Origin of the sequence: Exiguobacterium sp. s63, assembly GCF_018617335.1 — a bacterium.
Lineage (GTDB): Bacteria > Bacillota > Bacilli > Exiguobacteriales > Exiguobacteriaceae > Exiguobacterium.
Genome location: NZ_JACSKB010000001.1, coordinates 425307 through 441133, shown reverse-complemented (window position 1 = coordinate 441133; position 15827 = coordinate 425307). Strand labels below are relative to the sequence as shown.

The 15827-nt window shown below is 47.4% G+C and carries 15 protein-coding genes; 13 read left to right on the top strand and 2 right to left on the bottom strand.

Annotation, left to right across the window (positions count from 1 at the left end; all coding sequences use genetic code 11):
* Positions 1–53 precede the first annotated feature (53 nt).
* The 7 genes from KNO90_RS02310 (at position 54) to KNO90_RS02280 (ending at position 8146) form a co-directional block, all read left to right on the top strand.
* Positions 54–452, top strand: coding sequence for a hypothetical protein (locus KNO90_RS02310; RefSeq protein ID WP_215112934.1), 399 nt, complete (start codon positions 54–56; stop codon positions 450–452).
* Positions 452–973 carry an NfeD family protein gene (locus KNO90_RS02305; RefSeq protein WP_214741296.1) on the top strand — a complete coding sequence of 174 codons (522 nt, stop codon included), beginning with the start codon at positions 452–454 and terminating at the stop codon, positions 971–973. The genes KNO90_RS02310 and KNO90_RS02305 overlap by 1 nt, the downstream gene beginning before the upstream one ends.
* A 3-nt stretch (positions 974–976) precedes the next feature.
* Positions 977–2497, top strand: a complete 1521-nt coding sequence (locus KNO90_RS02300) for a flotillin lipid rafts scaffold protein FloT (protein ID WP_214741295.1) — start codon at positions 977–979, stop codon at positions 2495–2497.
* Between the two features lie 130 nt (positions 2498–2627).
* Positions 2628–3599, top strand: coding sequence for a BMP family lipoprotein (locus KNO90_RS02295; RefSeq protein ID WP_215112933.1), 972 nt, complete (start codon positions 2628–2630; stop codon positions 3597–3599).
* A complete protein-coding gene (locus KNO90_RS02290) occupies positions 3596–5239 on the top strand; it encodes a methyl-accepting chemotaxis protein (RefSeq protein ID WP_214741291.1) in 1644 nt (547 codons plus the stop codon). The genes KNO90_RS02295 and KNO90_RS02290 overlap by 4 nt, the downstream gene beginning before the upstream one ends.
* A 212-nt stretch (positions 5240–5451) precedes the next feature.
* Positions 5452–6027, top strand: a complete 576-nt coding sequence (locus KNO90_RS02285; protein WP_215112932.1) for a helix-hairpin-helix domain-containing protein — start codon at positions 5452–5454, stop codon at positions 6025–6027.
* Between the two features lies 1 nt (position 6028).
* Positions 6029–8146, top strand: a complete 2118-nt coding sequence (locus KNO90_RS02280) for a DNA internalization-related competence protein ComEC/Rec2 (RefSeq protein WP_215112931.1) — start codon at positions 6029–6031, stop codon at positions 8144–8146.
* A 61-nt stretch (positions 8147–8207) separates the two neighbouring features.
* Here KNO90_RS02280 and KNO90_RS02275 read toward each other — a convergent pair whose 3' ends face one another.
* The gene (locus tag KNO90_RS02275) at positions 8208–8372 is read right to left on the bottom strand and encodes a YqzM family protein (RefSeq protein ID WP_012726678.1); all 165 of its coding nucleotides are present in this window, start codon (positions 8370–8372) and stop codon (positions 8208–8210) included.
* Between the two features lie 90 nt (positions 8373–8462).
* Here KNO90_RS02275 and holA point away from each other — a divergent pair, with 90 nt between their 5' ends.
* Both holA and KNO90_RS02265 read left to right on the top strand, forming a co-directional pair.
* Positions 8463–9473: a DNA polymerase III subunit delta gene (holA, locus tag KNO90_RS02270; protein WP_353047831.1), complete on the top strand. Its 1011-nt coding sequence runs from the start codon at positions 8463–8465 to the stop codon at positions 9471–9473.
* A 9-nt stretch (positions 9474–9482) separates the two neighbouring features.
* Positions 9483–9920 carry a GNAT family N-acetyltransferase gene (locus KNO90_RS02265; RefSeq protein WP_215112930.1) on the top strand — a complete coding sequence of 146 codons (438 nt, stop codon included), beginning with the start codon at positions 9483–9485 and terminating at the stop codon, positions 9918–9920.
* A gap of 27 nt (positions 9921–9947) precedes the next feature.
* Here KNO90_RS02265 and rpsT read toward each other — a convergent pair whose 3' ends face one another.
* Positions 9948–10208: a 30S ribosomal protein S20 gene (gene rpsT, locus KNO90_RS02260; RefSeq protein WP_012726675.1), complete on the bottom strand. Its 261-nt coding sequence runs from the start codon at positions 10206–10208 to the stop codon at positions 9948–9950.
* 219 nt (positions 10209–10427) lie between these two features.
* Between rpsT and lepA the strand changes: the two genes are divergently transcribed.
* From lepA to KNO90_RS02240, 4 genes are all read left to right on the top strand, one after another.
* A complete protein-coding gene (lepA, locus tag KNO90_RS02255; RefSeq protein WP_214741282.1) occupies positions 10428–12251 on the top strand; it encodes a translation elongation factor 4 in 1824 nt (607 codons plus the stop codon).
* Positions 12252–12365: 114 nt separating this feature from the next.
* Positions 12366–13436, top strand: coding sequence for a 3-phosphoserine/phosphohydroxythreonine transaminase (gene serC, locus KNO90_RS02250; protein ID WP_215112929.1), 1071 nt, complete (start codon positions 12366–12368; stop codon positions 13434–13436).
* Positions 13414–14577 (top strand): phosphoglycerate dehydrogenase, encoded by a 1164-nt coding sequence (locus KNO90_RS02245; RefSeq protein ID WP_215112928.1) that lies wholly within the window; start codon positions 13414–13416, stop codon positions 14575–14577. The genes serC and KNO90_RS02245 overlap by 23 nt, the downstream gene beginning before the upstream one ends.
* Before the next feature lie 10 nt (positions 14578–14587).
* Positions 14588–15769: a DUF1015 domain-containing protein gene (locus KNO90_RS02240; RefSeq protein ID WP_215112927.1), complete on the top strand. Its 1182-nt coding sequence runs from the start codon at positions 14588–14590 to the stop codon at positions 15767–15769.
* Positions 15770–15827: the final 58 nt, after the last annotated feature.

The following is a 15827-nucleotide window of genomic DNA, read 5'->3' as shown; positions in this document are numbered from 1 at the left end:
ATGAGCATTTGACGTATATGGAAGAGAGTAGAGAAAAGTGAGGTGAGATGGACGTGTGGTGGCGCGATGACACGCATCAAGATGAGATAGAAGAATTATATAAGCACATTCTCGAACTCGAAGAGAGGATTGCTAAATTAGTGGCTCATCAAGTGAGAGTGCGTCGGCTGCTGATGCAAGAATCTTCTGAGGACGTGACGAATCAAATCGTACAAGTTCAAAAAGAAGTGGAGTATTTTTTAAAGACGATGCGACTCGAACGGCAAGAACTTGTCGACATATATAATCGTCGACGTATTGAACGTTCGATTGGTCGAACTCGGGAAGCGAACGACTTATCCACATCATCACTGTCGGAATGGGATGCGGTTGAACATCAACTCGCATTAGAAGTCGAACAACTTCGAGCTGTTTTGATGATGGAACAAAGACGTCGACAGGAGGGCTGGTAATGGAGGCAATCGATCAACTGTATTGGTGGGTGTTGATCATCGCTGGTTTCGGAACGTTTGTTTATATGATGTTCTCTGATGCGTTCGATCTGTTCGAAGGATGGTTTAACCCTGCAGTCATTTTATCGTTCTTAGCACTTGGGGCAGGAATCGGACTTATTTTAAACGCATTGGCTCATGTCTCCCCGATGATTGGACTCGCTGTTGCACTCGTTGGGTCTCTCGCCCTGACAACGCTTCTTTATTTGTTTGTGCTTTTACCACTTTCAAATGCGGAAGAGTCCATTGGTTTGACGGATGAAGCATTAGTCGGTCGAGTCGGTCGGTTAACAGTTCCCATCCCTGAAGGAGGCTATGGGGAGGTCATGATTGAGACGGTCACGGGGTCCCTCTTAAAAACTGCACAAAGTATGGACGGAACAGCCATTTCGACTGAGTATCGGGTAGTCATCATTGAAGTAAAAGGAAATATCGCACTCGTCATGACATATGACGAACCAACGATTCGAGAGGAGAAATAACACATGAATACGGCTATTTTAGTGAGTATCATCGTCGGGGTCATCATCCTCGCACTCGTATTTGTATTCGTATTAAAATATCGCACAGTCGGACCGGATGAGGCGTTGATTGTGACAGGTAGTTATCTAGGTAAGAAAAATGTACATAGTGATGCATCTGGGAACCGTGTGAAAATCATTCGTGGTGGCGGTACGTTCGTCCTCCCTGTATTCCAGCAAGCGGAACCCCTCAGCTTGCTCTCAAGCAAATTAGAGGTAACGACGCCTGAGGTATATACGGAACAAGGTGTACCCGTCATGGCGGACGGAACGGCCATCATTAAAATCGGCGGATCGATCAGTGAAATCGCGACAGCGGCTGAACAATTTCTCGGAAAACCTAAAATTGAACGTGAGAATGAAGCACGCGAAGTACTTGAAGGGCATCTACGTTCCATTCTTGGATCGATGACAGTCGAAGAAATTTATAAAAATCGAGACAAGTTTTCTCAAGAAGTGCAACGTGTCGCTTCACAAGACTTGGCGAAGATGGGTTTGATTATCGTCTCGTTCACGATTAAAGACGTGCGGGATAAGAACGGCTACTTGGAATCACTCGGGAAGCCACGGATTGCGCAAGTGAAGCGTGATGCTGACATCGCGACAGCGGAAGCGGACAAAGAGACGCGCATCAAACAGGCGGAAGCCATGAAAGATGCGAAGAAGGCCGAACTTGAGCGTGCGTCTGAAATCGCGGAAGCTGAGAAAGAGAACCAACTCCGGATTGCGGCATATCGCCGTGAACAAGACGTTGCCAAAGCCCGGGCCGACCAAGCGTATGAGCTTGAGGAAGCGCGTGCGAAACAAGAAGTCACCGAACAACAGATGCAAGTTCAAATCATCGAGCGTCAAAAACAAATCGAGCTCGAAGAGAAAGAGATCATGCGTCGTGAGAAGCAGTATGATTCAGAAGTGAAGAAAAAAGCCGATGCGGATCGATACTCGATCGAACAGTCTGCCGCTGCGGACAAAGCACGTCAAATCGCAATCGCGGATGCTGAGAAGTATCGGATTGAAGCACAGGCGAAAGCCGATGCGGAACGCGTACGTTTGGCAGGTCTTGCAGAAGCGGATTCGGAACGTGCGAAAGGTGAGGCGGAAGCGGAAATCATCCGTTTGACTGGTCTTGCAGAAGCCGAAGCGAAAGAGAAGATTGCCGAAGCCTTCGCGCAATACGGACAAGCGGCGATTCTCGATATGGTCGTCAAGATGCTTCCTGATTATGCGAAAGAGATTGCATCGCCACTTGGTAACATCGATCAGATTACGGTCGTTGACACGGGGAGCGGTCAAAACGGTGGAGCCGGTAAAGTAACAGGTTACGCAACCGACCTCATGGCCTCACTTCAACAAACGTTAAAAGCTTCATCGGGCATCGATATGAAAGACTTGCTCGAGAACTTTGCTGGAAAAGGGAACGTTGCGAAAACGCCAACACCGGAGCGAGAATTAGCCGATACGACGGTTGCTGCTTCTAAAGAATAAGTGTACAAAGCCATGGACAATGTCTATGGCTTTTTTATTCCCACAACTTTTAAAAAAAATCATGGAGAACAATGCCTTCTCGGTCGATATAAGGGTTGTCAGACCATTAGAGAGAGGGAGTATTGAATACATGAAGAAAAGCATAATGCTCAGTACAATCACAGCCTGCACCCTTTGGTTGTCCGGTTGTCAGTCGGTAATCGACAACCCGAATACCACGGTAGAAGAACGACAGACGATGGGGGTCGTCCTATCTGACGTTGGTCTCGGGGACCAATCGTTCAGTGACGCAGCCATGCGTGGAATGGGTGAGCTACGTGAAACGGGCAGTTGGTTCGTTGATTATCGTGAATTAGCAGAAACAGAGACGTATAAGGTTGGTTTTGAAGAATTGGTAGAAGAGGGACATGATGTGATCGTCGGTCTTGGTTTTGCGTGTCAAGAAGACTTAGAGGCTGTAGCGGCAGAACACCCAGATCAGCAATTTGCCCTCATTGATGGCGTTTCTGAACTTCCAAACGTCTTGAACATCACGTTCGAAGAGGGAGAAGGTAGTACGCTTGCTGGTGCGGTGGCCGGTCTTGAAACGGAATCCGATACGATCGGATTCATCGGTGGGATGGACATTGAACTCATTCAAAAATTTGAAGCAGGGTTTGAGCGTGGCGCGAAGGCAGTGAACGAGGATGTGGAGATGCTCGTCGATTTCTCAAATGACTTTGCTTCACCGGAACTCGGTCGTGAACTCGCTGAGAAGCAAATTAAAGAAGGGGCAGACGTTCTTTATGCAGCAGCGGGACTTACAGGGGTCGGTGTACTCGAAACGGCTGAAAAATACGGCATCAAAGCAATCGGAGTCGATAGTGACCAATCGATGATCGCACCGGATGCGGTCGTGACATCGATGTTGAAACAAGTCGATTTGGCGATTGTGGAAATTGCGGGTCGTGTCACGGAAAAGCCATTTAATGATCATGTCATTCTAGGTATTGAAGAAGGTGGCGTTGGGTTAGCCCCACTTCGTCGTATTCAATGGGATGAAAAAGAGACAACGGAGTATGAATCAGTAGAACGTCAATTGAAGGAGAGGACACTCGAATGAGCTTACGTAAACGTTTTATCTTCTCGACCGTGTTCACCGTCGTCTTGATTGTTCTGATGATGAGCTATGTGTTGTCGACCTTGAATCGCTTACAAACGTATAATGAGCAGTACGGCAGTCAAATGATTGAATTGTCTCAACTTGAAACGTCACTTTTACAAGAGCAATCCCTCTGGACGTCACTTGGCGAACAGTCCAATCAATCGACGTTGACACAACTCGAGCGGATTCGCGTGACGAACGAAGAAACATTTAGTGATTTGAAACAGTCTTATTTGATTCCGGCATTTTCAAATCATTTGGAACGGGCCACGATGAAATATGAGCAAGTGAATGAAGACGTCGAGTCGGCACTTGAAGGTGGGATCGGTGCTCGAATCCAGGCAGCGAAATTGGAAGGATTACTAAACGACATCAATACATTGATTGCGAAAAATGGATCATTTTATGAGGCACTTCAAGTAGAAGCGGCGGATGAGACGGAGCGTCTATTATGGATTTCGATTCTCTTGACGATTCTCGTGATTTTAGCCCTTGGTGTCTATAACTTCTTCTTTGCCCGTTCAATCACACGACCGCTCGAACGAAACGTAGAAGTAGCTGAAGCGATTGCGGCGGGACGTCTCGTCACGTTACCGGAATCGACGCGAAAAGATGAGATTGGTCGATTAGAACGTGCCATGCGAGATATGACGGCATCTCTTCAAACCGTGATTGGCTCAATTCGTGTCACGTCGATGAAAGTGAACGGCATGACCGAAACGGCAGCGGCTGAGAATGAGGCAGTCGTGAGTACAACGTCTAACATTACAAATGCTGTTGATGAAATGGCGCATGGTGCGCAATCGATCGCAAATGAATTGCAGGAGACACTCAGCTCGGTTCATACGATGGCGACTTCCTTTGAGACAAGCTTGAATCAGACGAAGCAGACGACGGAAGAAACGTCTGAGATGACACGTGAAGTAGCGGCTGGAATTGAGACGTTAACCGATCAAGAGCATATTCTCGACCGCTCAAGCGAACGGAATGAAGTGCTCGTCACACGAATGGACCACTTTGCGAGACAGACGGCAGAGATCGAATCGATGGCGAAACTCGTCGAAGATGTTGCGGCACAGACGAACTTACTCGCTTTGAACGCAGCGATTGAAGCGGCACGTGCTGGTGAAGCAGGACGTGGCTTCGCGGTCGTTGCGAGTGAAGTGAAGAAGTTGGCAGAAGAAAGCAATAAAGCAACCCGTTCCATTTTCCACGTCGTCGAAACGATTCAACAAGAAGTCGTACGTTTGACGGAAACGGTGAACGAATCAAAACGTGAGCAAGAAGCGCAACTAGAAGCGTTCGGATTGACGAAAGAAGCGTTCAACCGAATTCATGAACGAACAGACCATGTCGCTTCGTTCGTGCGTACGATTGAACAAGAGATGCGTACATCGAGTAACGAGGTAAACAACGTCTTGCGTCGGGTCGAGGAAGTATCTGGTGTGACAGAAGAATTGGCGGCTGGAAATGAAGAAGTAGCAGCCTCTATGAAAGAACAGCAAGCGAGCTTCGATCAAATCTTTACATTGATGCAAGAATTAGAAGGACAGGCGGCGGCACTTGCTGGTCAGGTCCAACATTTCGAAGAAGAATAATCTAGCGTGAACAGTATAAACGGAGGCCACGAGTTGGCCTTCGTTTTTTGTCATGAAATTGAGTGATTGAAGAGCGTTACACGTATGAGTGCAGTCTGTAATACCCACGTAAAACAATCCCTAAGGGCACGACTCCAGAGAAGAAGGGGCCATGTCTCAAGAGGTGTGATTCGGCATACTAGATGCAACAGTTAAATCAGGTGGTGAATCGGATGGATAGATGGAAACAGCTCGTAATCGGTCTCGTCGTCGTTTTATTCCTAGGTGTCGGGTATTTGTTTTATAAGAAAGAACCGGAGCAACGCGTTGTCGATGATTTTGTGATGGAAACGGAAGAAGTTGGGCAATCGGTGACACCAGAGCGTTTAGAGCTCGTTGTCTATGTTACGGGGGCGGTCGAGTCTCCGGACGTATATACCGTGCCTGAAGGGGCGAGAGTCGGTGATGTCCTGTCTTTGGCTGTTTTAACAAATGAAGCCGACCCGGAACAGTTAAACTTGGCTCAATTGTTGGTCGATGGGGTTAAAATCATCGTTCCTAAAAAAGGTGACCCGCCGATTGCGCAAGCGACACCAAGTTCGGAAGTAGAATCGAACGGTATTCATGTGAATAGTGCGACGAAAGAAGAACTGATGTCAGTTCCGGGAATCGGACCGGCAAAGGCTGAGGCGATTTTAAATCATCTGAAAGAACATGGTCCGTTTAAAACGTATGAAGAGTTAGGAGATGTGAAAGGCTTCGGGGAAAAGACGCTAGAAAGTATGAAGCCATACTTATTGGTGCCATAGAATGCCGCTGTTTCCATTGTTTGCGGTGCTTATTATAACCGGCTTGACAGAAAGATTCTATTTGGTTTCTGTGGTCGCTAGTGTCTTTTATCTGGTCACACGACGTGGGCAAGGCCTGTATGCGAAAGCCGGAGTGATTGGACTCATCTGTATCGCATCGTTCCATACGACCCCTACAGAATCGTTACCGTCAGACACGATTGCCTTCTCAATCGAAAGTCGAAAAGAGAATGGAAAATCGGTAAGACTTTATGGGAACGTAGACGGTCTTCAAGGTGTATTGCGAGGGCGCGAACTAGCTGGCGGAAAACCTGGAGAGACCTGTCTCGTTAAAATGAAACAGGAAGAATTTCAACCACTTCGAAATACTGGTGGTTTTGATGAACGAGCTTGGGCGGAGAGTGCGAACATATCGTTTAAAGGAAAGGTGGTTCGAATCGGTGCGTGCCATCCAACTTCCGGGTTGCATGGCCGTATGTTGAGATGGAAAGAACGACAACTTCAACAGATCGAAAAGCGTTATCGGGCAGACGTTTCATTATATATTGAGGCGTTATTGTTTGGAGAGAGCCGTATGCTGGATGAAGAGACCTCATTTTCCTATCGCGTGACGGGACTCCTCCACCTTCTCGTCATTTCGGGATCTCATATTGCCATGTTGATCATCATTTTCCGGGCAATGTTACACCGAATCCCATTTCGACGTGAAACGAAGACAGTATGTATCCTCTTAACGATTACCGCATTTGGATGGGTAACGGGTTTCTCGCCACCGGTCGCCCGCGCGGTCGTAGTGGCGGATGTAATCCTGCTCCTCTCGCTATTTGGTGTGACAGTTCGGGACCCGATTCGACTTCTCAGTTGGTGTGCAGCTGGCATGTTGTCCGTTCAGCCGTTCCTAGTGATGAATCTTGGTTTTCAATTGACGGTTGGCATGACTTTTTTCTTACTGGTCACGAGACGAATCTGGACCGGATTGTTCGAACTGTCACTCTTTGCACAGTTGTTTGGATTATTGGTTCTTTGGCAGGTTCAACCGGTTTTGTCTCTTTTGGCACCGATTTTGAATATAGTGATGGCGATTTGCATATCATGGGTGATTATGCCGCTTGCTTTTGCCACTTGGCTCATTCCAAAAGTCGCTCCATTGTTTATGGTCGTGCTGGATGCTGTGAGCGGTGTTTTTTCGATTCATGATCAGAATCGACCGTGGATACCATTACACGAACTCGCAGTCCCTTCTCAAATCGTCTTGGCAATCGGGATATGGGGAAGTTTGCTCCTTATGGAAAAAAAGCGATGGCTCGGATGGGGCATTGTCCTGTTAACGTGTGGGGCCGTTGTGGGTTGGTCTGAATGGTCAGAGAGCTCTAGGGTGACATTTTTAGACGTTGGTCAGGGTGATGCGATTGTCGTAGAATCAGGGGGGATCATGGGGATTATCGATGTCGGGGGTGTTTTTCAAGATCCGAATGAGCAAAAAAAATCAGTCTATGACCCAGGGGCTGATGTCGTTGCGCCTTATATTTGGAAACGTGGTGAGCACTCGCTTGATTTCGTCATGCTCACACATGCAGACCACGATCATACAGGAGGGTTAGAAGGCTTGTTGAAGCACGTGACCGTCAAAGAGATATGGTTATCAAAAGAAGTGGCGGATAAAGAAAAACGAGAAGAGCTTGTTCAACTCGCGACAACATACGGGACGAGAATTCGTTACGTCGAGGCGGGAGATCGTCCGTTCCCTTGGATGTGGATTGTGGCACCAGACCAACCACATGGAGACGAAAATGAACATTCTATCAGTCTCTACATGAACGTGGGTGGTATGCGATACTTGTTGACAGGAGATTTGCCGATTGAGGAAGAAGACAACTTACCGACACTTGACGTCGATGTCTTTAAGCTGGGGCATCACGGTTCAAACACATCCTCCGGTGAAGCGTTACTTCGACGAATTGCCCCAGAATGGGTCATCGCGAGTGTCGGTGCGAACAACCGCTATGGGCATCCTCACGAGGAGACACTGCAGCGAATTGCGGGGCGACACTTATTACGTACCGATGTCGATGGCATGATTGTCTGCGAAAAAAGAATGTGTCGGGGGATCATTGAGTAGCGTATGAATAAATGTGATACACTAAAAAACGATTGCTCCCCCGGGGCAATCGTTTGAAAACTTATAGGCTCAAGAATTTGATGATGACACCGATGAAGAAAATCGTAAAGAAAAAGCCAAATGGGACGATGAAGCCGATCGCAGAGTCGATGGCGTCATTACGTTTGCATTGAACGTCATTTTCAAACGGGTTTTCACTCGGTGGGCGTACTGAGTTGATTTGCATATTAGGTCCCTCCTTATCATACTTCCTTTATAAGTATAGCGAATCATGCGAAGATAATCTATGTTTAGATGAGAATAAATTGTGAAAGTGGTGTGTGTTTTGAATGAACCGTGGTTACATAATGGTAAACTAGCGAGCGTCTATGTTCTCCATGGCACCGAAAAGTATTTACTTGAAACGTGGGAACGCGGGATTGTGAAGTCGGCGAATCCGTCCGGTGATCAATTTGACGTCATGCAACTCGATCTTCAAGAAACGTCATTAGATACTGCCCTCGATGAAGCGGAAACCGTTCCGTTCTTTAGTGAATATCGGACGGTGATCGTCAAGAATGCTCAATTTTTGACGGGAGCGAAAGAAAAGCAAAAGCATAACGTCGACCGTCTTGCCGAATATGTTGTTCAACCGGCAACTTACTCCGTTCTCGTCTTCATCGTCGAGTCAGAAAAACTCGATGAACGAAAAAAAATCGTGAAACGTCTGAAAGAGCGGGCCATCGTACTTGAAGCAAAAAAACCGAGTCAGGCAGAATTGATGCGGTATGTGAATGATACGCTCAGTCAAGAACAACAGAAAATGGAGCGGGCGACCATAGAGCGACTGCTGTTCCTCTGTCAAGATGACTGGGGAAAATTAGTCCGAGAATTAGAAAAGCTTCAGTTATATGCCGGAACAGGTGCTATGATCCCGATTGACATCGTAAATGATTTAGTGCCGCGCACGCTAGAGGATAACGTCTTTCAGCTGTCTGAGCTTCTCGTCAAACGCCGTGCGGACGCAGCACTTCGATTGGTCCGAGACTTAGAGAAACAAGGACAAGAACTAATCGGTCTTCTCAGTTTGTTAGCGAGGCAATACCGAAACATGTACTTATCAAAACAGTTGACTGAAGCAGGGTATGGAGAGAAGCAAATTGCCTCTAAGATTGGAGCGCATCCTTATACCGTAAAACTGGCGACGCAAGCGAGTCGTAACTTTTCAGAAGCGCAGCTCGCTCAAGCGCTGACGTTGATTGCAGATGCGGATGAGGCAATGAAAACAGGTCGCGGCGACAAGCAAATCGTATTCGATACGCTCGTTTGCCAACTAGCCCTATTGTGAGGTGGGAAAATGGGATTTAAACAAGTCACACTCGAAGATGTCATCCCACTTCGACATATCGTACTCAGACCAGGTAAGAGCGTGGAGACGTGTTATTTTGATGGGGATGATGCGTCGACGACCCGTCATTTCGCCTGGGTTGAAGGCGATCAAGTGCAGTCGATCGCTACAGTCATGCAGTCTTCGAAGCGAATCGATGGGGTGAAGATTCCGCTTCAATTGCGAGGGATGGCGACAAACCCGGAGCAAGCTGGACAAGGGATCGGCTCTCGGTTTTTACAGGCACTGCATGAAGAGCTTGATGATTCATGGTGGTGTAATGCAAGAGAGGTGGCCGTTCGTTTCTATGAACGGAATGGTCTTACACGAATCGGTGAATCGTTCGATATTCCGGGCATCGGCCCTCATTACGTCATGGTATACAAAAAAACAGCCGGCTCCAAATAGGAGGCGGCTGTTTCGTTTGGTCTCTAATTAGAGAGCAGCGATACGAGCTGCGAGGCGTGATTTATCACGACCTGCTTTGTTTTTGTGGATAAGGCCTTTTGATGCAGCCTTGTCGAGCTTCTTCGTAGCGAGGACGAAAGCTTCTTGAGCAGCTTCTTTGTTTCCTTCAAGTACGAGAGCATCAACACGTTTTACTGCTGTACGCATTGCCGCTTTCTCTTGTGAGTTCGCAACACGACGCTTTTCAGAAGTTTTTGCACGTTTGATTGCTGATTTGATGTTTGCCATTGTTTGTCACCTCCTGAAACAAGAAAGTGTATGTTCTTATTACTTCAAGTAATCATTCAACAGAACAAGCACAATTGTAGCAAACGGTTATATGAAAAGCAACCACTTGATGATTATTCTGAAAACTATATGTGGTATTGTTGTAGTAGGTCGTACACATTACTTTAGGATTTTGATATAATGACACGGTATGCATGAGAAGGATAGGTGAACCCATATATGAACAAACAAGAATTAGAGAATCGTCAGAAGAAGATTCGTAACTTTTCCATCATCGCCCATATCGATCATGGAAAGTCGACGCTCGCTGACCGGATTCTTGAGAAAACAGGTGCACTCACGGCTCGTGAGATGAAAGAGCAAACGCTTGACGCGATGGATCTTGAGCGTGAACGTGGTATTACGATTAAATTAAACGCTGTTAAATTAAACTATACGGCAAAAGACGGAGAAGAGTATATTCTTCACTTGATTGACACGCCAGGACACGTCGACTTCACGTATGAAGTGTCGCGTTCACTTGCAGCATGTGAGGGTGCGATTCTCGTCGTCGATGCGGCTCAAGGGATTGAAGCGCAAACGCTCGCAAACGTTTATTTAGCACTCGATAACGACCTCGAAATCATTCCGGTCATCAATAAAATCGACTTGCCGTCAGCGGACGTCGAGCGTGTGCGTCAAGAAATTGAAGATGTCATCGGGCTCGACGCGAGTGATGCAGTCCCGACTTCTGCGAAGGCAGGGATTGGAATCGAGGAAATCCTCGAGCAAATCGTCGAACTCGTGCCACCTCCAACAGGTGACCCGTCAGAGCCGTTACAAGCCCTCATTTTTGACTCGTACTACGATGCATATCGTGGTGTCGTCGCATCGATTCGAATCGTCAATGGTTCTGTCAAAGTGGGAGATAAAGTTCAAATGATGGCGACAGGCAAAACGTTCGAAGTGACAGACCTCGGGGTATCAACACCGAAACCTGTCTCCGTCAAAGAATTGAATGTCGGGGATGTAGGTACGCTTTCAGCGTCAATTAAAACAGTTGGTGATGTTCGTGTCGGGGACACGATCACGCTTGCGAAAAACCCGGCAACAGAACAACTTCCGGGTTACCGCAAAATGAATCCGATGGTGTATTGTGGATTGTATCCGATTGATGCAGCCAACTACAACGACCTCCGTGAGGCACTTGAAAAGCTTCAACTTTCTGATGCCGCGCTCGAGTTTGAACCAGAAACGTCACAAGCGCTCGGATTTGGTTTCCGTTGTGGATTCCTCGGAATGCTTCACATGGAAATCATTCAAGAACGGATTGAACGTGAGTTTAACATCGACTTGATCACAACGGCACCATCGGTAATTTACCATGTGACGACAACTTCAGGAGAGGTCGTCCACGTCGATAACCCATCGAAAATGCCGGAACAACAAAAAGTGGAATCGATTGAAGAACCATACGTCAAGGCGGCTGTCATGACACCAAACGATTACGTAGGTGCCATCATGGAACTTTGCCAGAAGAAACGTGGAACGTTCATCGATATGCAATATATCGATACGACACGTGTCAAAATCACGTATGAGATCCCACTTAGTGAGATCGTTTACGATTTCTTCGATCAGTTGAAATCGAGTACGAAAGGATATGCGTCTCTCGACTATGAGTTGATCGGCTATCGTCAATCACGTCTCGTGAAGATGGATATCTTGCTCAACAACGAAGTGGTCGATGCGCTTAGCTTCATCGTTCACCGTGACTTCGCATATGAGCGCGGAAAAGTCATCGTTGAGAAATTGAAAGCACTCATCCCACGGATGCAGTTCGAAGTCCCGGTACAGGCTGCCGTTGGAACGAAAATTGTTGCCCGTTCGACAATCAAAGCCCTTCGTAAAAACGTTTTGGCTAAATGTTATGGGGGAGACATCTCACGTAAGCGTAAACTCCTCGAGAAACAAAAAGAAGGTAAGAAACGCATGAAGATGGTCGGGTCTGTCGAAGTCCCGCAAGAAGCGTTCATGTCTGTACTATCGATGGACGAAGAATAATTGGATTGAATCACCCTGATTTTCGAATCGGGGTGATTTTTTTGTTTAGGCAGGAAATGGCACTTCGTTTAAGGAAGAGTACACCCTTAGACAGATCAAAGAGGAGGAAACACCGTGTCGACGTATACATATTCTGCGGGTCCCGGCATGCTACCAAAAGAAGTGATGCAAGAGATTCAACAACATCTCCTGTCATTTGAACATGAAGGGGTCTCCATTATCGAAACGAGTCATCGCTCGGAGTCGTTCCAACATGTAGTCGACGCTCTTGAAGCGAGATTGAGGAGACTAATGTATATTCCTGAGAGTTATGCCCTTCTCTGGCTTCAAGGTGGGGCGACGCTGCAATTTTCCATGCTCCCGATGAATTTACGGAATCGAAATCGATTCGCCTATATCGATACAGGGATTTGGTCTAAAAAAGCGCTAGAAGATGCCAGGCACTTTGGAGAGGTCAACGTCATTCACCCAATCATTGATGAGACGGGGGGGATGTCATTTGAACCGAGCCTTGCTCAAGATGTCGACTACCTTCACGTCACACTGAATAATACGATTGAAGGAACCCGGTTTACAAACATACCTGACGTGGACGTCCCGGTCATCGCGGATGCCTCTTCGAATATCCTTGCCGAGCAGATTGACGTCGAGCGTTTCGGGATGATTTATGCGGGTGCCCAGAAAAATATTGGACCAGCAGGACTGACGGTCGTCATCATCCGTCGCGACTTGATTCAGTCGATGGAGTTGCCGAGTTACCTTCATTACGCGTCTCATGTCGATACGTTATTTAACACACCATCGACGTTCAGTATGTATGTGGCCGAACGTGTTCTCAAATGGGTCGAAGATCAAGGTGGTGTCGAGGCAATGGAGCGACTAAACCGTGAAAAAAGCGAGAGGGTCTATTCGTTTCTTGAACAATCGCACGTATTTTCTCCTCTCGTGTCGGGAGAACGCCGTTCCTTGACGAACATCCCGTTCACGACGGGTGACCGTGATCGAGACAGGAACTTTCAACAGTTTGCCCGAGAACATGGATTACTCGAGCTCGGCGGACATCGTTCTGTCGGTGGATTACGTGCGAGTCTATACAACGCGATGCCGCTAGAAGGAGCAGAACGACTTGTTGACGTCATGAGAGCATTTGAGGAGGAAACGAATGTATCACATCAAAACATTTAACCAAATCGCTGCTGCCGGCTTAAAACGATTTGAACCGAACGAGTATATGATCAATGCGTCAGATCAAGCCGATGCCTGGGTACTTCGAAGTCATGACGTGCACGATGAAGTGATTCCGCCACATTTACTTGCCATTGCCAGAGCCGGAGCCGGCGTCAACAATCTCCCGCTTGATCAGCTCGCTAAACAAGGGATCGTGGCGTTTCATACTCCTGGTGCGAATGCGAATGCGGTAAAAGAACTCGTCCTTGCCAGTATGATTCTCTCGGTCAGACCGATTGTGAACGGCTTTAATTGGGTGAACGAACAGACGGTCGCGTCACAAGCTCTGTTAGAAGAAGCGATGGAACAACAGAAGCGACAATTTCTCGGGTCCGAATTACGCGGTAAAAAAGTGGGCATCATCGGTCTTGGGGCGATCGGAGCTTCACTCGCTAACGATCTACTCCAACTCGGGGTCGATGTCATCGGATATGACCCACATCTATCAGTCGATGCCGCTTGGAACATTTCGAAACACGTCACACGTGCCAAACACTTAAGTGAGGTTCTAGGGGTGGTTGACATCTTGTCAATCCATATGCCGCTAACGAAAGAGACCCGCTTCAGCATCGACCGGAGCTGGTTCGAGCGGATGAAGCCAAGTATGACCGTATTGAATTTCGCACGCGGAGAGCTCATAAATGATGACGATCTAGTAGAGGCGTTCCATCATCATGTTGGGTTATATATCACTGATTTCCCTCGGCACTCGCTCATCGGACACCCTCAAGTGATGGCATTGCCTCATCTCGGTGCATCGACGAAGGAATCGGAAGTCAACTGTGCCGTCCAAGCCGTCGAAACACTCAAATTATATTTAGAGACCGGCAATATTCGATCGTCTGCCAATTTCCCGAATGTAGAACTTCCGTATACAGGAAAACGTAGACTCGGAATTTTACATCAGAACGTACCGAACATGGTCGGACAAATCACAGGGGAGCTCGCCTCTCACGGATTAAACATTGACAACATGGTCAATCGTAGTCGTGGTGAAATGGCCTATACGTTAATTGATTTAGACAACTTTGAGCATGAACCATTGTCCATTCATGCGCTTTACGAAATCAAGGGCGTGATTCGCGTCCGAGAATTTTAAGGAGGATATGATGGTCGTATTTAAACCGTTTAGCCCATATATGCCAATACACCCTGAAGATGTTGCTGCAGACCCGTACGATATCGTTTCGGTAGAAGAAGCAAGGGCAATCATCGCTAGGCAACCGAACTCATTTTTAAAAGTAGATAAACCAGAAGCACTTCAAGAAAACCTTTCACTTGAAGATTGGGGGCAGCTTGCCCGTCAGGAGCTAGATCATCTTTATGAAAACGAACTGACGGTTCGTCCGAGTGGATTTTACGTCTATCGACTGACACGGAAAGGGCGTCAGCAAACCGGTCTAGTCGCCACATTTTCAGTCGCGGACTATGAAGTCGGTCGAATCAAGATTCATGAACACACTAGGGAAGTGAAAGAACGGGAACGCGTTGAACATGTCCGAGCGACGAGTGCGCACACCGGTCCCATTTTACTCAGTCATCCACCGCATGAAAGTCTCAAACAAATTTTAAGCAATGCAACGGAAGAAGAACCATTATTCTCATTTACCGATGATCGTGGAGTGGTGCACGAAGGGTTCATGATTCCGAGCCGAGACCTTGCCCGTGTCATGATGATTGGCGCGACAATCCCGTCAATCTATATCGCAGATGGTCATCATCGCGCGAAAGCGGCGGCTGTCGTTTCCGGAATGGGTGGAGACCCCTCTCAAAAGAACGAACGCACACATTTTTTAGGTGTCCTTTTCCCGAGTGATGAGTTGACGATTTTGCCGTATCATCGAGTGATGACAGCGATTGCTCCAGAAGAAGTAGAAAATATGTTAGAAGGACTCTCTTTCTCGTATGTAATCGATGAGGAGGATGGTCTTGTCCTGCCGAAAGAACATGGCGTCTTCGGAGTCGCCTATCGAGGGAAGTATTATAAGTTGACGAAGCGGCAAGAGGACCCTAGTCTTGACGTTGCCATCCTACAACGGGATATTCTGACGCCATATTTCAACGTGGAGGATATTCGGACAGATGCGAGAATCGATTTTGTCGGTGGAAACAAGACGGTCGTGGAATTAGAGAAGCTGACTCTAGAGCCGGACCGAATGCTGTTCACGTGTCATGAGACGCTGATGACACAGCTGATGCACGTAGCGGATGAGGGTGGACAGATGCCCCCGAAATCGACCTGGTTCGAACCGAAATTAAAGAGTGGTCTCTTCATTCATCGGTTCGACTGATGGCGCAGGCTGGAAAGAACGGACGAAAAGCGTTATAAATGGAAAGAGAAGAAAGGGG

Excerpts from the sequence above, each read along its gene's own strand:
- rpsT (WP_012726675.1), bottom strand. The coding sequence starts at position 10,208 with ATGGCAAACATCAAATCAGCAATCAAACGTGCAAAAACTTCTGAAAAG.
- KNO90_RS02305 (WP_214741296.1), top strand. The coding sequence starts at position 452 with ATGGAGGCAATCGATCAACTGTATTGGTGGGTGTTGATCATCGCTGGT.
- KNO90_RS02285 (WP_215112932.1), top strand. The coding sequence starts at position 5,452 with ATGGATAGATGGAAACAGCTCGTAATCGGTCTCGTCGTCGTTTTATTC.
- KNO90_RS02245 (WP_215112928.1), top strand. The coding sequence starts at position 13,414 with ATGTATCACATCAAAACATTTAACCAAATCGCTGCTGCCGGCTTAAAA.
- KNO90_RS02300 (WP_214741295.1), top strand. The coding sequence starts at position 977 with ATGAATACGGCTATTTTAGTGAGTATCATCGTCGGGGTCATCATCCTC.
- KNO90_RS02240 (WP_215112927.1), top strand. The coding sequence starts at position 14,588 with ATGGTCGTATTTAAACCGTTTAGCCCATATATGCCAATACACCCTGAA.
- KNO90_RS02295 (WP_215112933.1), top strand. The coding sequence starts at position 2,628 with ATGAAGAAAAGCATAATGCTCAGTACAATCACAGCCTGCACCCTTTGG.
- KNO90_RS02265 (WP_215112930.1), top strand. The coding sequence starts at position 9,483 with ATGGGATTTAAACAAGTCACACTCGAAGATGTCATCCCACTTCGACAT.
- KNO90_RS02275 (WP_012726678.1), bottom strand. The coding sequence starts at position 8,372 with ATGCAAATCAACTCAGTACGCCCACCGAGTGAAAACCCGTTTGAAAAT.
- lepA (WP_214741282.1), top strand. The coding sequence starts at position 10,428 with ATGAACAAACAAGAATTAGAGAATCGTCAGAAGAAGATTCGTAACTTT.
- KNO90_RS02290 (WP_214741291.1), top strand. The coding sequence starts at position 3,596 with ATGAGCTTACGTAAACGTTTTATCTTCTCGACCGTGTTCACCGTCGTC.
- KNO90_RS02280 (WP_215112931.1), top strand. The coding sequence starts at position 6,029 with ATGCCGCTGTTTCCATTGTTTGCGGTGCTTATTATAACCGGCTTGACA.